The organism is Salinicola lusitanus, assembly GCF_038648475.1.
GTDB lineage: Bacteria > Pseudomonadota > Gammaproteobacteria > Pseudomonadales > Halomonadaceae > Salinicola > Salinicola lusitanus.
The window spans coordinates 1,972,680-1,991,357 of record NZ_CP151919.1 but is presented as its reverse complement, the minus strand read 5'-3'; the positions used below and the strand labels follow the sequence as shown (position 1 = coordinate 1,991,357).

Genomic DNA, 18,678 nt, shown 5'->3' with positions numbered 1-18,678 from the left:
ACAGGAGAGACCCGATGACGATAGCCAGTGACAGCGGTCAGGGAAGCCCGACGCTGGTGCTCATGCACTTCTTCGGCAGTTCCCATCATGAGTGGGAGGCGGTCCTGCCGCTTCTCGACGAGCGGTACCGGGTGATCACGCTGGACATGCCCGGCTTCGGCCGCGCCAGTGACGTGGCGGGATTCGATGTCGCCTCGATGACCCGCCACGTGGAGCAGTGTGTCGACGACGCCGATCTCGACGACGTCATCCTGGTCGGTCACTCGTTCTCCGGCCGGATCGCGATGACCGTCGCCGCCGATCGCCCCGCCTGGCTGCGCGCCTTGATCCTGATCGCGCCCTCTCCACCCGGGCCACAGTCGATCAGCGAGGAGGAACACCGGTTCCAGCTCGACTTCGATTTCAGCGAGGCCCAAGCACGCCAGTTCATCGACGGCGCCAGCGAAGTGTCTCTGCCACCGGCGCTCTACCAGCAGGCGGTGGAGGACGCCATCAACGCCAATCCGTCGGCATGGAGGGCCTGGCCGACAACGACGTACGCCGAGGACTGGCGCGAGCCCGTCGGCAAGCTCCCCTACCCGGCCTGGGTGCTGGTCGGTGACAGGGATCCGTCGCTGCCACCGGACATCCAGCGCTCCGAGGTGATGCCCCACCTCCCCCAAGGCAAGCTGGAAGTCTTTCCCGGCTACGGGCATCTCCTGCCCATGGAGATGCCGGAGACACTGGCGGAGCGCCTCAATGCCATCGCCGCAGAGATGCCGTGACGACCTCAGTGGGTGGAGGGTGCGGGCGCCCGGCCGACCATCGCCACGCAGAGCGCGAGCGGCCACGGCATCTCGGCGCTCGCTCGCAGTGACGCCGGGTCGCTGAGCGGCATGCCACCGAGCGCTCGGCAAGCCTCGGCGAAGCGCGTCGTCGCCTTGCCGGACGCCCCGATCGTCGTCGGCACGCGAAACCCGTCGCCCCACTCGACCAGGCGGGCGACAAGGGCCAGGCCCACCGGGCCGACATCGATATCGCTGCCGACATGCATGCGATCCACGTCGAGCAGCGCCCGGGCGCCACGCAGGCGAGCCATGCGCACGACGACCCGCATCGCGGCCTGGGCGGCCGGGCCGGCGCCGCCATCGAGACAGCGCCGGTCCTCCGGCGATAGCGCGAAGCCATCGTTGGCGGCGGTGACGGGGGCCGGCTCGTATCCCAGTTCGCCGCCGGCGGTGACGCTGGCCAACCCCGCCAGGCGGGGGCCGCTCAGGACCAGCCGCCCGCCGCGATAGAGCGAGATGAGATGCGCCGCCTGGGCCATGGCGAAGCGGGCATCGTCCAGCACCACCAGCGGCAGCGAACGTGACAGTATCTCTTCGGCAACGATGGCTTCCAGGGCAACGGCCTGGTCGGGACGGTCGAGCACGACCAGTGCCGGCCCCTGGTCGGCATGGATGGCTTCCAGCAGTCCCGCGCCAGCGCTGCTTGAACCCGACCTGCAGGAAACGACCAGCGCTCGCCCGGTGACGGACTCGCCGCCCGGCTCGTCCCGTTCTGGCGGGCCCTCCCCTAACCGGCAGGGCATCGCGCGGGTCAGGACCACGCCGCTGGCCTCGCCCTCGACCAGGCAGTCGGTGGCGGAGAGGTAGAACGACAGCGACTCGAGGCGGCGCATCACGACGCTGCCGCCTCGAAGAGCGGCGAGGGCGCGAGAACCACGGCAGCGGCGATGGCAACGACGATCAAAGCAGCTTCCCGACATGAGAGAGATCGTCTCAAATTATGAGCCGAGCGCTCCCGCGTCCAGTGCTTTGGCCTGACATCCGGCTCAGACTCGGCTGGCCCGATGTGAATGCGCTAAGATGGACGGCCTCGAACCTCGCCCTCAACCTCGGGTTATCGGACTCGCCCATGACCTACCGCGTCGCCATCAACGGATACGGCCGTATCGGCCAGAGCGTCCTGCGGGCACTGATCGAGCGCCCCGATCTACCGTTGGAGATCGTCGCCATCAACGAGCGCTCCGATCTCGAGACGATCGCCTACCTGACCCGTTACGACACCACCCACGGGCGCTTCCCCGGTCATGTCGAAGCGGGTGATGGCTGCCTGATCGTCAACGGTAGATCCATTCGTGTCCTCAACGCCGAGGCACCGGAGACGTTGCCGTGGAGGGAGCTCGGCGTCGACCTGTTGCTGGAGTGCTCCGGCAGTTTCAAGGATCGCGCCACCGCCGAACGCCACCTTCAGGCCGGCGCGTCGCGGCTGCTGTTTTCCCAGCCGGCAGAAGCGGATGTCGATGCCACCGTGGTCTACGGCGTCAATCAGGCGGCGATCGCCCCCGGGATGCGAATCGTCTCGGCAGCGTCATGCACCACCAACTGCCTAATACCGATCCTCGACGTGCTGGAAGCCAGCTTCGGCGTCTCCCACGGCGTCACCACCACCATTCACTCGGCGATGAACGACCAGCCGGTGATCGACGCCTACCACAACAGCGATCTGCGCCTGACCCGCTCGGCGATGCACTCCATCATCCCGGTCGATTCCGGCCTGGCGCGCGGCATCGGCCGCTTGATGCCGCATCTGGCCGACCGCTTCGAGTGCCTTCACGTCCGCGTGCCGACCATCAACGTCTCGGCCATGGACCTGTCGATCTCGCTCGAGCGCGATACCGACGCCGATGCGGTCAACGCCTGCCTGGAAGCCGCCACTCGCGAGCGTTACCTGGGCCTGCTCGGCGTGACCTACGAGCCGATGGCCTCGGTCGACTTCAACCACGATCCCCGCTCGGGTATCGTGGATGCCACTCAGACCCGCGTGGCCGGCGGCCGCCTGCTGAAGGCGCTGTGCTGGTTCGACAACGAATGGGGTTTCGCCAACAGAATGCTCGATGTCGCCCGCCACTGGCTCGAACTCTCATCTCCCGTCTCCGAACCCGCCACCTCCTCAGGAGAGGGTATTCAAGAAACAGGCGAACGAAGACGAGGCAAGGCGAAACCGGATGAAACAGCGGAGTTTACGAGCAGTAAATGAGCATGTTGAAGAAGGTTTCAACGCCGTATCGGCGAGTGCAGCCCTTTATTGAACACCCTCTAAGGAAAGGATTTCATGACCGTACTCAAGATGTCTGAACTGGATCTCTCCGGGAAGCGCGTGCTGATCCGCGAGGATCTCAACGTCCCGGTCAAGGGCGGCAAGGTGACCAGCGATGCCCGCATCCGCGCCTGCCTGCCGACGATCCGGGCCGCGCTCGACGCCGGCGCCAGCGTGATGCTGATGAGTCACCTGGGGCGGCCCACCGAGGGCGAGCCCGCCGACGAATTCACCCTGGCCCCGGTGGCCGAACATCTCTCCGAGCTGCTGGGCAAGCCGGTGCGGCTGGAGAAGGAGTACCTCGACGGCAACGTCGAGATCGCCACCGGTGAAGTCGTGCTGCTGGAGAACGTGCGCTACAACGCGGGCGAGAAGAAGGACGACGAAGCGCTGGCCAAGGCGTATGCCGCCCTCTGCGATATCTACGTGATGGACGCCTTTGGCACCGCCCACCGCGCCCAGGCCTCCACCCACGGCGTGATCCGGTTCGCACCGCAATCCTGCGCCGGCCCGCTGCTGGCCAACGAGCTCGACGCACTGGAGCAGACGCTCAGCGCACCCAAGCGCCCGATGGCCGCCATCGTCGGCGGGTCCAAGGTGTCGACCAAGCTCGACGTGCTCTATTCGCTGTCGGAGAAGTGCGATCAGCTGATCGTCGGCGGCGGCATCGCCAACACCTTCATCGCCGCGGCCGGTTACGGCGTGGGCAAATCGCTCCATGAAGCGGATCTGATCGACAAGGCCAAGGAGCTGATGGCCAAGGTCGAGATCCCGCTGCCCACCGACGTCGTCGTTGCCACCGAGTTCTCCGAATCCGCCACCGCGACCGTCAAACCCGTCGACCAGGTCGGCGACGACGAGATGATCCTGGATATCGGCCCGGAGACCGCCAAGCACCTCGCCAGCCTGCTGGAAAACGCCGGCACCATCCTGTGGAACGGCCCGGTCGGGGTGTTCGAGATCGACCAGTTCGGCAAGGGCACCGAAGTGCTGTCGAAGGCGATCGCCGCCAGCCCCGCCTTCTCCATCGCCGGTGGCGGCGACACCCTGGCCGCCATCGACAAGTACGGCATCGCCGACCAGGTCTCCTACATCTCGACCGGTGGTGGCGCCTTCCTCGAGTACGTCGAAGGCAAGACGCTCCCGGCGGTCGCGGCGCTGGCAGCGACTGCCAAATAGCGCCATTTCATGGCCTGATGACAGACGGCGACACCGACCCGAGGGTCGGTGTCGCCGTCTCTGGGCAACGATCTGCCATTTCACATCGCTTTCTGGCTCACGGCGCCGCCTGGCTCTCGTCCTGACCGCTCTCCGTCAACGCCCGTTTCACCAGCCCGCTCTGCTTCATGCGGGAGAGGAAATCCTCGACGTAGCGCGTGACCTCATCCGACGCCTGCGCCTTCGTCACCGCCATGCACTGCTCGATGGCGGTAAAATGCCCCGCCAGCACGCGATACCCCGGATGCTCTGCGGCGTAGCTCGCCAACGGCTGGCGCACGCCGGCGGCAGCGTCCAGTTGGCGGTCGACGAACAGCTCGATCGCCGCGGCGGACGTGGCGGCGCGAACCAGGCTGGCATGCTTCAACGCCCGTGTCAGATAGAGGTCGTAGGCCGCACCCTTGCCCACGGCGATGCGGACATCGCCCCGATCCAGCTCGTCGACCTCCTGAAACGGCGCCGCCTCCGGCACCAGGTAGGTGCCTTCGATGATCACGTAGGGGGCGGTGAAGTGGATCTTCTCGGCCCGCACCGGGTCGCGGGCGAGAAAGCCGACCCGCCAGACGTCATCGTCGATGGCGGCGAACACGTCACCGGCACCGTCGAAGGTGGCAAATTCCGCTTCCACCCCAAGCTCGTCCGCCAACGCCCGTGCCAGTACCGCCGAGACCCCGGCAGGCTCACCGTTCTCGCCACGCTGGGCCAGGACGATATTGCCGTAGTTGATCGCCACGCGCAGTCGCCCCTGCGGCGCCAGCGCTTCGATGACCGCCGATTTTGCATCGCTCATGTAACGTTCCTCAGAGAGAAAGCGAGTAAGGATAATAGCTGATCCCATTCATCGATCCTGGGTTCCGGCTCTGGCCGCCTGCATCCGCCGACGCAGGATCGGCCCCACGATCACCGGCAGCAGCAGCCCGATGATCGCCACCAGCCACAGCCCGATCGACAGACCGCTGCTCCACAGAATCGACCAGTCGCCGTCGGAGATCTGCATCGCGTGGCGCAGGTTCTTCTCCATCTCCGGTCCCAGCAGCAAGCCCAGGATCACCGGCACCAGCGGAATCTCCAGCTTGCGCAGGATATAGCCGGCGACGCCGAAGGCGATCATGAAGTAGAGATCGAAGGTCGAGTGGCTGATCGAGTAGATGCCCACGAACGCGACCATGGTCACGATCGGCAGCAGGTACATCGGCGGCACCGACAGGATCTTCACGAACACCCCGACCAGTGGAATGTTGAGCAGCAGCAGCATGAAGTTGCCCACCAGCAGTGCGGCGATGACGCCCCACACCAGGTCGGCGTTCTGGGTGAACATCAGCGGCCCGGGGGTGATGTTGAGCGATACCAGCATCGCCAGCAGCACCGCCGTGGTGCCGCTGCCCGGCACGCCGAGGGTCAGCATGGGTACCAGCGCGCCGCTGGAGGCGCCGTTGTTGCCCGCCTCGGGCGCCGCCACGCCGCGCGGGTCACCCTCGCCGAAGTAGCCCTTCTTGCCGACGATCTTCTTCTCCAGGGTGTAGGTGATGAAGCTGCCCAGCGAGGCCCCGGCCCCCGGCAGCACGCCCGCGATGAAGCCCAGCACGCCGCCGCGCAGCGTGGTCGGCATGATCGACAGGATCTCCCGCCACTTCAGCTTGAGCGGGTTGACCTTGATCATCTCGCGCCCCTTGCCGGCCTTCTCCTCGATGAAGAACAGCAGCTCGGAGACCGCGAACAGACCGACGATGGCGATGATGAAATCGACCCCTTCGTAGAGCTCCAGCACGTTGAAGGTGTAGCGCTGGGTGCCGGTGGAGAGATCGATCCCCACGGTGGCGATGATCAAGCCGATGGCTGCCGCCATCAGCGTCTTCATCGGGTTCTTGCCGGTGATACCGCCAAGCGTCGCGAAGGCCAGTACGAACAGGGCGAAGTACTCGGCCGGGCCGAACGTCAACGCGAACCGGGCCAGCAGCGGCGCCAGCAGAATCAGGCCGATGGTGGCGATCAAGCTGCCCATGAACGAGGCGATCGCCGAAATCGCCAGCGCTTCGGCGGCCTTGCCCTGGCGCGCCATTGGATAACCGTCGAGACAGGTCATCATCGCCGGTTCGTCACCGGGGATGTTCAACAGGATCGACGAAATTCGTCCGCCGTACATCGCCCCGGCGTAGACCGCGGTGAGCATGATCAGCGCCGTTTCGGGCTTGAGGCCGAGGGTGAAGGCGAGCGGAATCAGGATCGCCACGCCGTTGGCCGGGCCGAGACCCGGCAGCGCGCCGATCAGGGTGCCGATGAAACAGCCCATCAGGGCGAACATCAGGTTCTCGGGCTGCAGCGCCACGCCGAAGCCGAGCGAGAGATAGTGCAACGTCTCCATCAGTGGATCTCCAGCAGGCCGAGCGGCAGCGGCAGTTCGAGCCCGTAGGTGAACAGCACGAACACCACCACGCCACTGATCAGTCCGGTGAGATAGGCCTTCACCGGGCGCGCGCCCATGCGCCAGCACAGCGTGCCGACGGCGAGCATGGTCGAGAGGATGAACCCGAGCGGCTCAAGCAGCAGCGCGTAGGCGATCAGCACGACGACGGCAATGCCCAGCTCCAGGAAGGTCCTGGCCACCGGCCAGTGGTTGTCCGGGTCGGGCTTGACGATCATGTACAGGCTACAGATCGCGAGGATGACGGCCAGCAGCTTGGGAAAGGTCTCGGGACCCACGGCTTCCGATCCCCCGAAGGGGACCGGAAACTGGGTGGCGCCGTAGTAGTAGGCGACGGCGATCACCAGCATGACCAGGCCGAAGACGCGGTCGTTGAACTTGCTCATTGAATCAGCCCGATTTCCTTGGAGAGCGACTGGATATCCTGGATCTGCTGCTTGACGAAGGCTTCGAACTCGCTGGAGTCCGGGTGGAACGGCATCAGGCCGTTACTCTTCATGACCTTCTTCCACTGGTCGCTGGCATAGAGCTTGTCGATGGCATCGACCCAGTACTGCTTGGCGTCGTCATCGATGTCGACCGGCATGTAGAAGCCGCGCCAGTTCGCGCCGATCGCATCGATACCCTGCTCCCTGGCAGTGGGAATCGTGGAGAACGCTCCTGGAAGGCGATCCTCGGAGAGCACGGCTAGCACGCGGATGTCACCGGACTCGAAGAACCCCTTGGCTTCGGTGATATCACCGGTGAACGCGCCCACATGACCACCGACAAGCTGGGTCAGCGCTTCGCCGCCGTTGTTGTAGGAGAGATAGGGAATCCGCGGCAGGTTCTCGACCCCGGCCGCCTTGGCCGCGATCAGCACCTTGAGGTGATCCCAGCCGCCGTTGGCGCTGCCGCCGGCGAACTTGACCGCTCGCGGATCCTGCTTCATCGCGTCCATCAGCTCGTTGAGGTTATGGTAGGGGGAGTCCTTGGAGACCGCGATCACGCCGTAATCGGCGCCGATCGTTCCCAACCAGTTCACCATGCTCGCATCCATACCCGGAAACTGACCCTGAGCCAGACGCGTCACCGTCGATGTGGAAGCCGCAACGAGCAGGTCATCGTCTCCACGGCGCTTGCTCACGGTGTGAGCGAAGGCAACGCCACCCCCCGCCCCTGCCATGTTGATAGTCTGCATGGTCTTCGGCACGAGCCCGAGCTCTTGGAAAACGTTGGCTGCGTTTCTGCAGGTGAAGTCCCATCCTCCACCCGGATCCGCTGGCGCAATGCACTCCGTCTTGCTGCCCGGCTCGTAAGCCAGGGTCAGCGAGCTGAAAATCAGAAGGGGAAAAATAAGAAACGTTTTAATGATGGCGTGCTTCATTGTCGAACCCTCAGTTAATTATCTGCACCAACACGATCATTACCGCACCGAAACATTGGAAACAGAGAAAAACTAAACACTCGAAAACCGCCTGAGAATTCTCTATCAGATAAGCCTGTCTTTCCCAAACAGAAAACTAAAAAAAGACAAGATCTTAGCACTCAATGTTGGGTCAGGTGTTCCACTAAAGACTTAACCGCCGGGTCAAGATATCGATTGGTCTTGACGCCGACGACGAGGTCGCGCTCGGCCCAATCCTCATTCAGCGAAACCGCAACGATGGGTATGGATTTCGCATAGACCTCGATGGTCTCTCTTGGCATTATCGCCAGGCCGTATTGACAGGCAACCAGTTGGCACATGCAGTCGAAACTGCTGACTCTGACGCCAATCTTCAACTGGAAGCCGCGGATTTCAGCCTCTTTTTCCAGGTGTTCGTACAATAGACTATCGACGTGCTGAGCGACCATCGAATACTCGGCCAGCGCCTCATATCGTATGGGCGAACCATTGGCCAGCGGGTGGCCCACGGGAACTGCCAACGCCAGCTCATAGGTTCGATACCGAAAGATCTCGATATCGGGAGGAGTGGATTCCGCGGAAAAAACGCCTAGATCCGCTTCACCCTCTCTCAAGGCGCGAAGGATGGCGCCCCCCACCCTCCCTTCGATATCCAGGTTGATTTTAGGGTACTTATGTCGAAAAGAAGCGATATCGAATGGTAGAAACTGCGAGAGGGCGGAGGTGGTAGCGCAAATCCTGACATTCCCACGAATCTCTTCGGAAAAGCTCGCCAGCTCCTCGTCCATTTCTTCGATTCGGGCAAAGACACGGCGCACGTGAACCAGCAGCGCCTCTCCCGCCGTGGTCAATTCCACCCCGCGCGCAAAGCGCACGAACAGGGGCGTTCCGACCCTGCCTTCGAGTTCGGCTATCCTCTTGCTGACTGCGGAGACGGCGATATGGGCTCTCACGGAAGCCCGGGTCAGGCTTTTCTCCTCCGCCACACAGAGAAAAATATTCAACGAGGCAAGGTCGTGTTTCACCGGTTCCTCTAGACGGTTGATCGCTCCTGACTAATAGGCCCGAAGCGCGTTCAGCTGTAGAGCATCGTAATCCAGACCATGCTCGAGATGATGCCGGAAGGCTGCAAGCTCCCTCTCACCCGGCAACTGCACGGGCCTTTCGTCATCGATAGCCGGCGTATCGTGGATGATATCGAAAAAGTCGCTCATCCTCTCGCCAAGCCAGCCCTCTCCGCCCAATCCTTGAGTATTGATGGTCAAAAAGAAGTGGCCCAGATTTTGTGGCTGGTCGGGCTGCTTGTCCCAGGCTTTGACATGATTGAGATAGGCCGCCCCTGACAGAACCCCCGCCAGCATATCCACGGCGAGTGCCAGGCCGTAGCCTTTATGCCCCCCGATCGTCTGCAGCATACCGGCAAGCGCTTCGTTGGGGTCGCTCGTCGGAGCACCGCTGGTATCCACCGCCCAGTCGAGCGGAATCGACTCTCCCCGGTCCCTCGCGGCTCGAATCTTCGCTCGGGCGACCGTGCTCAGCGCCATGTCCAGCAGAAAGTGCTCCCCGCAGGGATTGGGAAAACCGAAGCCGAGCGGGTTGTTGCCCAACTTTGGGGAAGTGCCACCATAAGGAGCTATCGTCGTCGTGGCATTGCTGGCGATGAAGCTCATGAACCCCTGCTCGGCGGCCATGAACGAGTACGGCATGACAGGGCCGAAGTGATTGCTTCCCCTGACGAAAACCATGCCGACACCGAACTCCGAGGCCATCTTCATGGATTGAGAAAGTGCCCTCTTGCCGAGCAATGGGCCAAGCGCATTATCCCCGGCGAGCGTAGCGACGGTAGGGTAGGATTGGTGCCATTCGATCCGAGGATTGGCGTTGATCCCGCCGACTTTTATCCTCTCGCCATAGGACATGATGCGCGCCACGCCATGGGTGTGAATCCCCATCATGTCAGCCATGACCAGCACATCCGCCACGTCCTCGGCTTCGTCCGTCACGAGACCGAGGCGCACCAGTGCCTCGATCGCGATACCTTTCAATTCTGCCTGTCCAATCTTTCCCTTGGGCATATCCGCCATCGCCATTTCCCCTATCAAAGTGCCAACGAGAGCTGGCAGATTATCCCCCGCATCGGACAGGGAGAATTTCTTTCTGGGAAAGGGAGCTTTCTCGTAATCACAAGCAGCGTCAGGCACGTCGACCGTCGGCAACCGCCCTCGTGGTGACCAGCGGTTTATCGATAGCTCGACCGTTTCCCGTCGCGGGCGTTTCGACCCGCCCGAGTCGCGCCTTCCCATCCCGACCCGAATGAAAAAGGCCCCGCCAAAGCGGGGCCATCCAGTGCTGCCAGCGCGTCACGCCATCCCGACATCAGGACGGCCTGGCTGCCGGCAGAAATTTCGCCTTGAGCTTGCCCGCGAACATCGGCACCAGCACCACCAGGGCGGCGGCGATCCAGAGCCCGATCGACAGGTTGGACTGGAACAGGATGCCGACGTCACCACCGCTGATCGAGAGCGCCCGGCGCAGGTTCTCTTCCATCAGGCCGCCCAGCACGAAGCCCAGCACCACCGGTGCCAGCGAGAAGCCGAACTTGCGCAGCAGATAGCCGAACACGCCGATGACCAGCATCAGGTAGATCGCCATCAGATCGGAGTGCAGCTGGTAGACGCCGACGAAGGCGAGGATCGCCACGCTCGGTACCAGCAGCCAGCGCGGCACCTGCAGTACGCGGGCGAACACGCCGGCCAGCGGCAGGTTGAGCAGCAGCAGCATGACGTTGCCGATATAGAGCGAGGCGATCAGGCCACCTACCACCACCGGCTGTTCGCGGAACATCATCGGGCCGGGGTTGATGTTGTAGAGCATCAGCGCGCCCAGCAGGATCGCGGTGGTGCCGGAGCCGGGAATGCCCAGCGTCAGCATCGGCACGAAGGAACCGGCGGCGGAGGCGTTGTTGGCCGCTTCCGGCGCCGCCAGGCCGCGCATGTCACCGGTTCCAAAGGTATTGTCGCGGTCACTGATGCGTTTTTCGGTGGTGTAGGCCACGGCACTGGCGACGGAGGCGCCGGTGCCCGGCAGCACGCCGATGACGAAGCCGATCACGCTGGAGCGCAGGATCGCCCACTTGCAGTAGAGGACCTCGCTCATCTTGACCATCACGCGGCCGATCGGCGCCATCTCGCCATCCTGGTCGTGGCGGAAGGCGTGCTCGAGCATCAGCAGAATCTCGCTGACCGCGAACAGGCCGATGATCATCACCACGAAATCGATGCCATCGTAGAGTTCGGGCATATCGAAGGTGAAGCGCAGCACGCCGGTGCCGGAATCGACGCCGACGGTCGAGATCAACACGCCGAGCACGGCGCCGATCAGCGTCTTGATCGGATCCTTGCCCATCATCGCGGACATGGAAGCGAAGGCGAAGATCATCAGGCCGAAGAATTCGGCGGGACCGAACTTGACCGCCACGATCGCCAACAACGGCGCAAACAGGGTCAGGCCGATGATCGCGATGGTCGCTCCAATGAACGAGCTGACGGCGGAGAGTCCCAGGGCCGGCCCAGCCAACCCCTTTTTGGCCAACGGATGGCCGTCCAGCGTGGTCATGACCGCGCCGGCATCGCCGGGCACGTTGAGCAGAATGCTCGACATGCGCCCGCCGTACTCGGAACCGGTGTAGATGCCCGCCAGCAGGATGAGTGCGGATTCCGCCGGCAGGCCGAGGGTATAGGCCAGCGGCATCAGAATGGCGATGCCGTTGATCGGGCCGATACCCGGCAAGGCACCGAACAGGGTGCCGAGCAGCGCGCCGAGGAAAGCGAGCCCGAGATTGAGCGGCGTCAGCGCGACGCCGAAGCCCTGGATCAGAAAATCGAACATGGTTAGTTGCTCCCCAGCAGCGGCTCGATCCAGCTACCGGTCGGCAGCGAGATTCCCAGTCCGTAGGTGAATAGCAGATAACTGCCCACCGCCAGCAGCAGGCCGCCGACGACCGCTTTCAACGGCGCGGCACCGAACAGCCAGGCGATGATGATGCTGACCAGGGCGGTCGTCACCAGGAAACCGAGGTTAATGAATAGCGCCGCATAGAGACCCAGCACCGCCATGGTGAAGAGCAGGCGCAGCAACAGCGCGCCGGTCGGCCACTCACCGCTGGCGCCCGGGCGCACGAACAGCACGACGGCCAATACCGCCAGCAGACCCGACAGTATCAGCGGAAAGGCTTTAGGCCCGACCGGGTCGTAACTGAACGGCACTTCCAACTGCCAGGCCTGGACGGCGACGAACGCCGCCAGACCGAGCAACAGCAAACTCAGGATTCGGTCGGCGGCGAGTTTCATTGGGTCAGACCCACTTCTTTGGCCAGTTGCTGGAAGTCGGCAACCTGGTCTTTCACGTACTGATGGAAGTCTTCACCGAACTTGGCCATCGGGAACAGACCGCGCCCTTCACGCAGCTTGGCGAAGCTTTCCGTCTCGCTCAGCGCTTTCAGGCGGTCGGCCCACGCCTGATAGTCTTCGTCGCTGACATCCGGCCCCATGTAATAACCGCGCCAGATCGGCCATTCGACGTCGTAGCCCTGCTCCTTGGCGGTGGGGATGTCCGCGTAGGGCCCACCCATGCGCTCTTCGGAGAGAGACGCCAGAATCCGGATCTCACCGCTGTCGAGCTGTGGTTTCAGCTCGGCCAGGTCGCCGGTGAAGACCTGAATGTGCTCACCCAGCAGTGCGGCCAGCGCTTCACCGCCACCCTCGAAGGAGACGTAGCGCAGCTTGCGTGGATCGACGTCGTCGGACTTGGCCATCAGCGCCGCCTTCATCCAGTCCTGGCTGCCGACCGTACCACCGGCACCGATGACCACGCTGGAGGGGTCCTTCTTCAGCGCTTTCATCAGTTCGTCAAGGTTGGTCCACGGCGCATCCTGGCGGACGACGACCGCGCCGTAGTCCACGCCCAGCGCACCGACCCAGCGCACGTCGTCGACAGTGTGCTGCTGCCCGAACTTGCCCAGCGCCAGGTTGAGCGCGGCACCGGTGCTGGCGGCCACGATAAGGTTGGGATCGTCGTCGCGGACGCCGGTAACGTGGTTGTAGGCGACGGCACCGATACCGCCCGGCATGTAGCTGACCATCATCGGCTCGTCGATCAACTTGGCTTCCTGCAGGCCATTGGCTGCCAGCCGGCAGGTCAGGTCGTAACCGCCACCCGGTTTGGCCGGCGCGATGCACTCCGGCGGCTTGGCCTGGGCCTGGACGGCACCGGCCAGTAGCGCACCACCGGTAACGGCGGCGACCAGCCAGCGATGAAGGCCTTTCGCTTTGGACACGTGATTGTGAGGCATGCTGTGCGTCTCCTACCTGGGTTGTTATGCTCGCAACGCTCATGGCGGGCACCGGACTCGGGCCGGTTTTGCCCACCGACAGCGCGATGCTAGAGCGCTAACCTTTCATCAACCTGTCATCTAAACCTTTGTCGTATAGGACATTAGTCGCATAAGGCATGGGGATCCGATGACGCGAGACACCGCCATGCATCTGCTCGTGATCGAGGATGACCCGCTGCTGTCGCGCTCGCTGACCCAGGCGATGACCCGCCATGGCTATACCGTCGATGCCCTGGCCCGCATCGACGATGCCATCCAGGCGTTGCGCCAGGGTCGTTTCGATCTGGTACTGCTCGACCTCGGCCTGCCTGACGGCAGCGGCCTCGACGTGCTGGAGTGGATGCGCGCCCATACCGACTCGACGCCGGTGATGATTCTCACCGCGCGGGATGCGCTGGCGGATCGGGTACGCGGGCTGGACCTCGGCGCCGACGACTATCTGGCCAAGCCGTTCTCGATCACCGAACTCGAAGCCCGGGTGCGGGCCCTGCTGCGCCGCAGCCAGCAACGGCTCGACAACAACGTTCGCTTCGGTGGCCTGGTACTGGATACCCGCTCGGCCAGCGCCTGGCTGGACGGGACGGCGCTCGATCTGCCGAGGCGCGAGTTCAGCCTGCTGGAAGCGCTGATGCTCAATGCGGGACGCATCGTGCAGCGCGAAGCCCTGGAGAACCGCCTGTTCGGCTTCGAAGCGGTGGGCGCCAACGCCCTGGACGTCTATGTCAGCCGGCTGCGCAAGCGCCTGGCCGGCTCCGGCCTGTCGATTCGAACGCTCCGCGGCCTGGGGTATCGGCTCGAGGAGCCGCGGGCGCCCTTCGAGAAGGGGCGGCCCGAGTGATGCCACCTCGCACCTCGCTCAAGCGGCGACTGACGCTATGGCTCGTGGTGATCGTCGCCGGTCTGGGAACGCTGCTGCTGATCGAGGCCTACACCAGCGCCCGCAAGGCGGCGGACCGCGCCATGGATGGCCAGCTCGAGGCTGCCAGCCTGACCATCGCCGAGTCGCTGCAGTGGCCGGAGGGCAATCCCACCCTGGAGATGCCCGCCTCGGCGCTGCAGATCCTTGCCACCCGCTGGCAGGAGAGAGTCTTCTACTGGTTGCAGGCGGATAACGGCACCACGATCACCCAGAATGCCGCCCTGCCGATCACCGAGGCGATGCGGGCCGAAGCCCGGCAAGGACCGGTCTATCTCGATGCCCGCTACGACGGCCAGCCGATTCGCCTCAGCGGCCGCGAGGTGGACTCCGCCGGCTGGGATACCCAGGAGCCGGTGCAGTTGTGGGTGGGCCACACCCGCCATGGGCGCGACCTGCTGGCGCGGGAGCTATTCCGGAAGAGCGCGACCCGCTTCGCCGCGATGGTGCTGATCACCGCGGCCCTGGTGGGGATCGCCATGCACACCATGCTGGCGCCGTTGCGACGCCTGCGCCAGGCGCTGCGCGATCGTCGCGCCGAGGAGAACAGCCCGTTGATGCTCGACGTGCCGCGGGAGATGCAGGAGCTGGTCGAAACGCTCAACCGCTTGTTCGCCGACCAGCGCCATCATCGAGACGCGCTATTGCGCTTCATCGCCGACGCCTCGCACCAGCTCAAGACCCCGCTGGCGGGGCTCCAGAGCACCAGCGAGCTGGCGCTGACCAGTCACGAGCCCGGCGTCTGGCACCAGGCCCTGGTCACCGTCCACGACAGCGCCGGGCGTACCAGCCGCCTGGCCGGACAGATGCTGAGCCTGACCCGCCTGCAGCATCTGGGGCCATTGCATGAATGTCAGCCGCTGGCACTGGATCAGTTGATGCGCGAGATCACCGTCGACTGGGCCGATCGCCAGGACAGCCGCGATCACGACCTCGGGCTCGCCATCGAGGCACCGGCTCCGGTCTGGGTCGAGGGCGAGAGCTGGGCCCTGCGCGAACTGCTCAACAACCTGATCGACAATGCCTTTCGCTACACGCCACCCGGCAGCGAGATCACGCTGGCGCTCCGCGGCGATGATGCGTGGGTGACGCTGGCCATCGAGGACGACGGCCCCGGCGTCGACGCCGAATCCCTCGACCGTCTGACTCGCCCCTTCGAGCGCGGACATCGCCAGGACACCCACGGTTCCGGGCTCGGCCTGGCCATCGCCGACTCCATCGCCGGGCGTCACGGCAGTCGACTGGAGGTATCCAACCGCATCCCTCGAGGACTCAGAGTCTGCCTGACGCTGCCTCGCTGTCAGCCGCCCGAGGGGGGCGCGGGATGACCAGACACCTCCACCTCGGCCTGAGTCTAATGCTGTCGCTCTGTCTCGGTGTCGGCGGCAGTGGCACGGCCCGCGGGGCCGAAAGGCTGATCATCGAAGCGGCCCTGGATCGGCAGATCGTCGAGCCGGTGCTGGCCGCCTTCGCTGCCGAGAACCCGCAGATCGACCTCGACTACCGCGATCGCTCCACGCTGGAGGTCGACCGCCGCGCCCGGGATCCAGAATCGCCGCCGGACGTGGTGATCAGTTCGGCCATGCCGTGGCAGCTGGCGCTCAGCAACGACGGGATGGCCCAGCCCCTCGACGCCCCGGAGGCCGATCAGTGGCCGGCGTGGGCCAAATGGCGCAACGAGGTGTTCGGCTTCACCTTCGAACCGGTGGTGATGGCCTACCGGCTCGAGCTCGCCTCGCACATGCCGCCGCCGGAGACCCACCGCGACCTGCTCGACCTGCTGACCCACTATCGCCAGTGGCTCGACGGCCGCGTGGTCAGCTATTCGCCGCGCGAGAGCGGCGTGGGCTACACCCTGTTTCAGCAGGATGCCCGCTACACGCCCCGCGCCTGGGACCTGATCGCCGCCATGGGCGCCGCCAATGTGGACTTCGAAGCCACCACCCAGCGCATGCTGGAGGGGCTTAGCGACGGTCGCTACTGGCTCGGCTACAACCTGCTGGGCTCCTATGCCATGGTCTGGGCCCAGAGCCATCCCGATATCATCGTCCAGGTCCCCAACGACTACTCGCTGGTAATGATGCGGATGGCGTTCGTCCATCGCGACGCGCCTCATCCGGCGGCGGCCAGGCGCTTCGTCAGCTTCCTGCTGAGCCAGCGGGGCCAGCACATCCTGGCCGGCCAGACGCCGCTGTTCAGCGTGCGCGATGATGTCGTCGGCCCCTACACCGCGCAGCGGCTGCGCGATCAGGTGGGCGATCACCTCTATCCGATCCCGATCAACGCCACGCTGCTGGCGTTCGTCGATCCGCTGCGCCGCCAGGCCTTTCTGCGCCGCTGGGATCGCGAACTTCAGATCCTGGAACCGCCGGAACAGTAGTCGTCTCGCGCCAAGGGGCGCGATCCACCCGCCGAGGTCTGTGTCCGGCAGCGCAATGCCGTAAGATATGCCGCCGCGACGTCGCAGCGCCTGCCAGCGCTGCGATCAAAGACATAGATCACCGAGAGTTCCGGATGAGCACGCCAGCCACGACCACCGCCCCCGCCCACTCGACAAGCCAGGCCCGACGCGCCGCCATCGGCAGTTTCGTCGGCGCCGTGGTCGACTGGTATGACTTCCTGCTCTACGGCATCGTCGCTGCGCTGGTCTTCAACTCGCAGTTCTTTCCCAACGTCAGTCCGGCCGCCGGCACCCTGGCGGCACTGGCCACCTTCGGCGTCGGCTTTCTGTTTCGTCCGCTCGGCGGTCTGGTATTCGGTCATTACGGCGACCGCCTGGGTCGCAAGCGCATGCTGATTCTTACCGTCATCCTGATGGGCGGTGCGACGGCGCTGATCGGTCTGCTGCCGACCTATGCCCAGATCGGCGTGTGGGCGCCGATCCTGCTGGTGACGCTGCGCGCGGTGCAGGGCTTCGCCGTCGGCGGGGAGTGGGGCGGCGCCGCCTTGATGGCAGTGGAGAGCGCGCCACGCGGTCGCCGCGCGTTCTACTCCAGTGGCGTCCAGGTCGGTTACGGCGTGGGCCTGATCCTGGCCACCGGCAGTGTCTCGCTGCTCAGCTACTGGCTGAGCGATGCCGATTTCACCGCCTGGGGCTGGCGCCTGCCGTTTCTGTTCAGCGTGGTGCTGGTGCTGGTGGCGCTGAAGATCCGTTCGAGCCTTGAAGAGTCGCCGGAGTTCGTCGAAGCGGTCGAGCACAACGACCAGACGCCGGCCAGACCGCCGATCCTCGAGGCGCTTAGACGCCACCCCAGCGCTTTCGTCACCATCATCGCCATGCGCCTGGCCGAACTGTTCACGATGTACATCGTCACCACCTTCGCGCTGAGCTACTCCACCGGCTATCTCGACCTGTCGCGGGATCTGTTTCTCCACATCGGGCTGCTGGTCGGCGCGATCAGCTGCGTCACCATCCCGCTGTTCGCGTTCCTCGCCGACACGCTGGGGCGTCGGCGCGTCTACATCACCGGCGCCATCGTCGGCGTGCTGGCCGCGTTCCCGTTCTTCATGGCCCTACAGGCCGGTTCGATCCTGTGGATCGTGGTATTCGCCGTGGCGCTCGCCAACCTCGCCCACGACATGGTGGTCAGCGTGCAGCAGCCGATCTTCGCCGAGCTGTTCGGCACCGCCTACCGCTACAGCGGCGCCGGAGTCGGCTACCAGGTCGCCAGCGTGATCGGCGGGGGGTTCACGCCGTTCATCGCCGCCGCGCTGGTGGATTTCTACGCTGGCAGCTGGACGCCGGTCGCGATCTACCTGGCCGCCGGCTGCCTGCTCTCCGCCGTGGGCGCGGCGTGGATGCTGCGAAAGCGAGGGGCATGACGCGATCGAGCCCCGGCCGCTGACCATCGCCCGCCCCGAAACCCCTTACGACCAACGTCGCACTGCTTCGCCATAGACGAAGCCTCGCTTTGCCAACCGGTAATGGCCAGCCGTCGCCGCGGCTGGCTATAGTCCCTCGTTTGCTGTCGCGCCGCCGCGCCGAATTCGTGTCGCCATCGTGCACGCCATCGAGGTGCCTTGATGAAAAGAAGAGTCAGTGAACCGGTCAAGAAGCCGCTGGTCTGGATCGGCTTCGTCATTCTGTTCGCCCTGATCAATCCCTGGTATTTCCCCGCCGGCTCCTGGTCGCCGCTATTCTTCGGCGTCCCCTACTGGGCCCTGATCATCCTGCTCGCCTCGCTGGCATTGTCGATCTTCATCACCTGGGTGGTGAAGACGCAATGGGAGACCGGCGCCGACGAAGACGAGGAGCCCTGACG

At 64.6% G+C, this 18,678-nt stretch carries 18 protein-coding genes; 8 read left to right on the top strand and 10 right to left on the bottom strand.

The window, feature by feature from the left end; genetic code table 11:
• Window positions 1-14 precede the first annotated feature (14 nt).
• On the top strand, window positions 15-764 hold the full coding sequence (locus AAGT95_RS09180; RefSeq protein WP_342596277.1) for an alpha/beta hydrolase: 750 nt from the start codon (window positions 15-17) through the stop codon (window positions 762-764).
• 5 nt (window positions 765-769) lie between these two features.
• Here AAGT95_RS09180 and AAGT95_RS09175 read toward each other — a convergent pair whose 3' ends face one another.
• Window positions 770-1,660 (bottom strand): aconitase X, encoded by an 891-nt coding sequence (locus AAGT95_RS09175; protein WP_342596525.1) that lies wholly within the window; start codon window positions 1,658-1,660, stop codon window positions 770-772.
• 236 nt (window positions 1,661-1,896) lie between these two features.
• Between AAGT95_RS09175 and AAGT95_RS09170 the strand changes: the two genes are divergently transcribed.
• Entirely contained in the window at window positions 1,897-3,021 is a 1,125-nt protein-coding gene (locus tag AAGT95_RS09170; protein ID WP_342596276.1) for a type I glyceraldehyde-3-phosphate dehydrogenase, read from the top strand.
• Between the two features lie 75 nt (window positions 3,022-3,096).
• Window positions 3,097-4,260, top strand: coding sequence for a phosphoglycerate kinase (locus AAGT95_RS09165; protein WP_342596275.1), 1,164 nt, complete (start codon window positions 3,097-3,099; stop codon window positions 4,258-4,260).
• Window positions 4,261-4,357: 97 nt separating this feature from the next.
• On the opposite strand, the gene AAGT95_RS09160 is transcribed toward AAGT95_RS09165, so the two are convergent.
• From AAGT95_RS09160 to AAGT95_RS09120, 9 genes are all read right to left on the bottom strand, one after another.
• The gene (locus tag AAGT95_RS09160) at window positions 4,358-5,089 is read right to left on the bottom strand and encodes a transporter substrate-binding domain-containing protein (protein WP_110601296.1); all 732 of its coding nucleotides are present in this window, start codon (window positions 5,087-5,089) and stop codon (window positions 4,358-4,360) included.
• 48 nt (window positions 5,090-5,137) lie between these two features.
• Entirely contained in the window at window positions 5,138-6,661 is a 1,524-nt protein-coding gene (locus tag AAGT95_RS09155) for a tripartite tricarboxylate transporter permease (RefSeq protein ID WP_342596274.1), read from the bottom strand.
• Window positions 6,661-7,107 carry a tripartite tricarboxylate transporter TctB family protein gene (locus tag AAGT95_RS09150; RefSeq protein ID WP_110597473.1) on the bottom strand — a complete coding sequence of 149 codons (447 nt, stop codon included), beginning with the start codon at window positions 7,105-7,107 and terminating at the stop codon, window positions 6,661-6,663. The genes AAGT95_RS09155 and AAGT95_RS09150 overlap by 1 nt, the downstream gene beginning before the upstream one ends.
• Window positions 7,104-8,087 (bottom strand): Bug family tripartite tricarboxylate transporter substrate binding protein, encoded by a 984-nt coding sequence (locus tag AAGT95_RS09145; protein ID WP_342596273.1) that lies wholly within the window; start codon window positions 8,085-8,087, stop codon window positions 7,104-7,106. Before AAGT95_RS09145 ends, AAGT95_RS09150 begins: the two co-directional genes overlap by 4 nt.
• Window positions 8,088-8,248: 161 nt before the next feature.
• Window positions 8,249-9,133, bottom strand: coding sequence for a LysR family transcriptional regulator (locus tag AAGT95_RS09140; protein WP_110597475.1), 885 nt, complete (start codon window positions 9,131-9,133; stop codon window positions 8,249-8,251).
• Between the two features lie 30 nt (window positions 9,134-9,163).
• A complete protein-coding gene (locus AAGT95_RS09135; protein WP_205909352.1) occupies window positions 9,164-10,324 on the bottom strand; it encodes an Ldh family oxidoreductase in 1,161 nt (386 codons plus the stop codon).
• 160 nt (window positions 10,325-10,484) lie between these two features.
• The gene (locus AAGT95_RS09130) at window positions 10,485-11,996 is read right to left on the bottom strand and encodes a tripartite tricarboxylate transporter permease (protein WP_110597476.1); all 1,512 of its coding nucleotides are present in this window, start codon (window positions 11,994-11,996) and stop codon (window positions 10,485-10,487) included.
• 2 nt (window positions 11,997-11,998) lie between these two features.
• The gene (locus AAGT95_RS09125; protein ID WP_110597477.1) at window positions 11,999-12,457 is read right to left on the bottom strand and encodes a tripartite tricarboxylate transporter TctB family protein; all 459 of its coding nucleotides are present in this window, start codon (window positions 12,455-12,457) and stop codon (window positions 11,999-12,001) included.
• A complete protein-coding gene (locus AAGT95_RS09120; RefSeq protein ID WP_342596272.1) occupies window positions 12,454-13,458 on the bottom strand; it encodes a tripartite tricarboxylate transporter substrate binding protein in 1,005 nt (334 codons plus the stop codon). The genes AAGT95_RS09125 and AAGT95_RS09120 overlap by 4 nt, the downstream gene beginning before the upstream one ends.
• Window positions 13,459-13,645: 187 nt before the next feature.
• Between AAGT95_RS09120 and AAGT95_RS09115 the strand changes: the two genes are divergently transcribed.
• The 5 genes from AAGT95_RS09115 to AAGT95_RS09095 all read left to right on the top strand — a co-directional run bounded on the left by AAGT95_RS09115 (window position 13,646) and on the right by AAGT95_RS09095 (window position 18,676).
• Window positions 13,646-14,338: a response regulator gene (locus AAGT95_RS09115; protein ID WP_110597479.1), complete on the top strand. Its 693-nt coding sequence runs from the start codon at window positions 13,646-13,648 to the stop codon at window positions 14,336-14,338.
• A complete protein-coding gene (locus AAGT95_RS09110) occupies window positions 14,338-15,744 on the top strand; it encodes a sensor histidine kinase (protein ID WP_342596271.1) in 1,407 nt (468 codons plus the stop codon). The genes AAGT95_RS09115 and AAGT95_RS09110 overlap by 1 nt, the downstream gene beginning before the upstream one ends.
• Window positions 15,741-16,796, top strand: coding sequence for an ABC transporter substrate-binding protein (locus AAGT95_RS09105; protein WP_342596270.1), 1,056 nt, complete (start codon window positions 15,741-15,743; stop codon window positions 16,794-16,796). Before AAGT95_RS09110 ends, AAGT95_RS09105 begins: the two co-directional genes overlap by 4 nt.
• A 134-nt stretch (window positions 16,797-16,930) precedes the next feature.
• Window positions 16,931-18,238: a shikimate transporter gene (gene shiA / locus AAGT95_RS09100; protein ID WP_342596269.1), complete on the top strand. Its 1,308-nt coding sequence runs from the start codon at window positions 16,931-16,933 to the stop codon at window positions 18,236-18,238.
• A 201-nt stretch (window positions 18,239-18,439) separates the two neighbouring features.
• Window positions 18,440-18,676, top strand: coding sequence for a hypothetical protein (locus tag AAGT95_RS09095; protein WP_342596268.1), 237 nt, complete (start codon window positions 18,440-18,442; stop codon window positions 18,674-18,676).
• The last annotated feature ends 2 nt before the right edge of the window (window positions 18,677-18,678 follow it).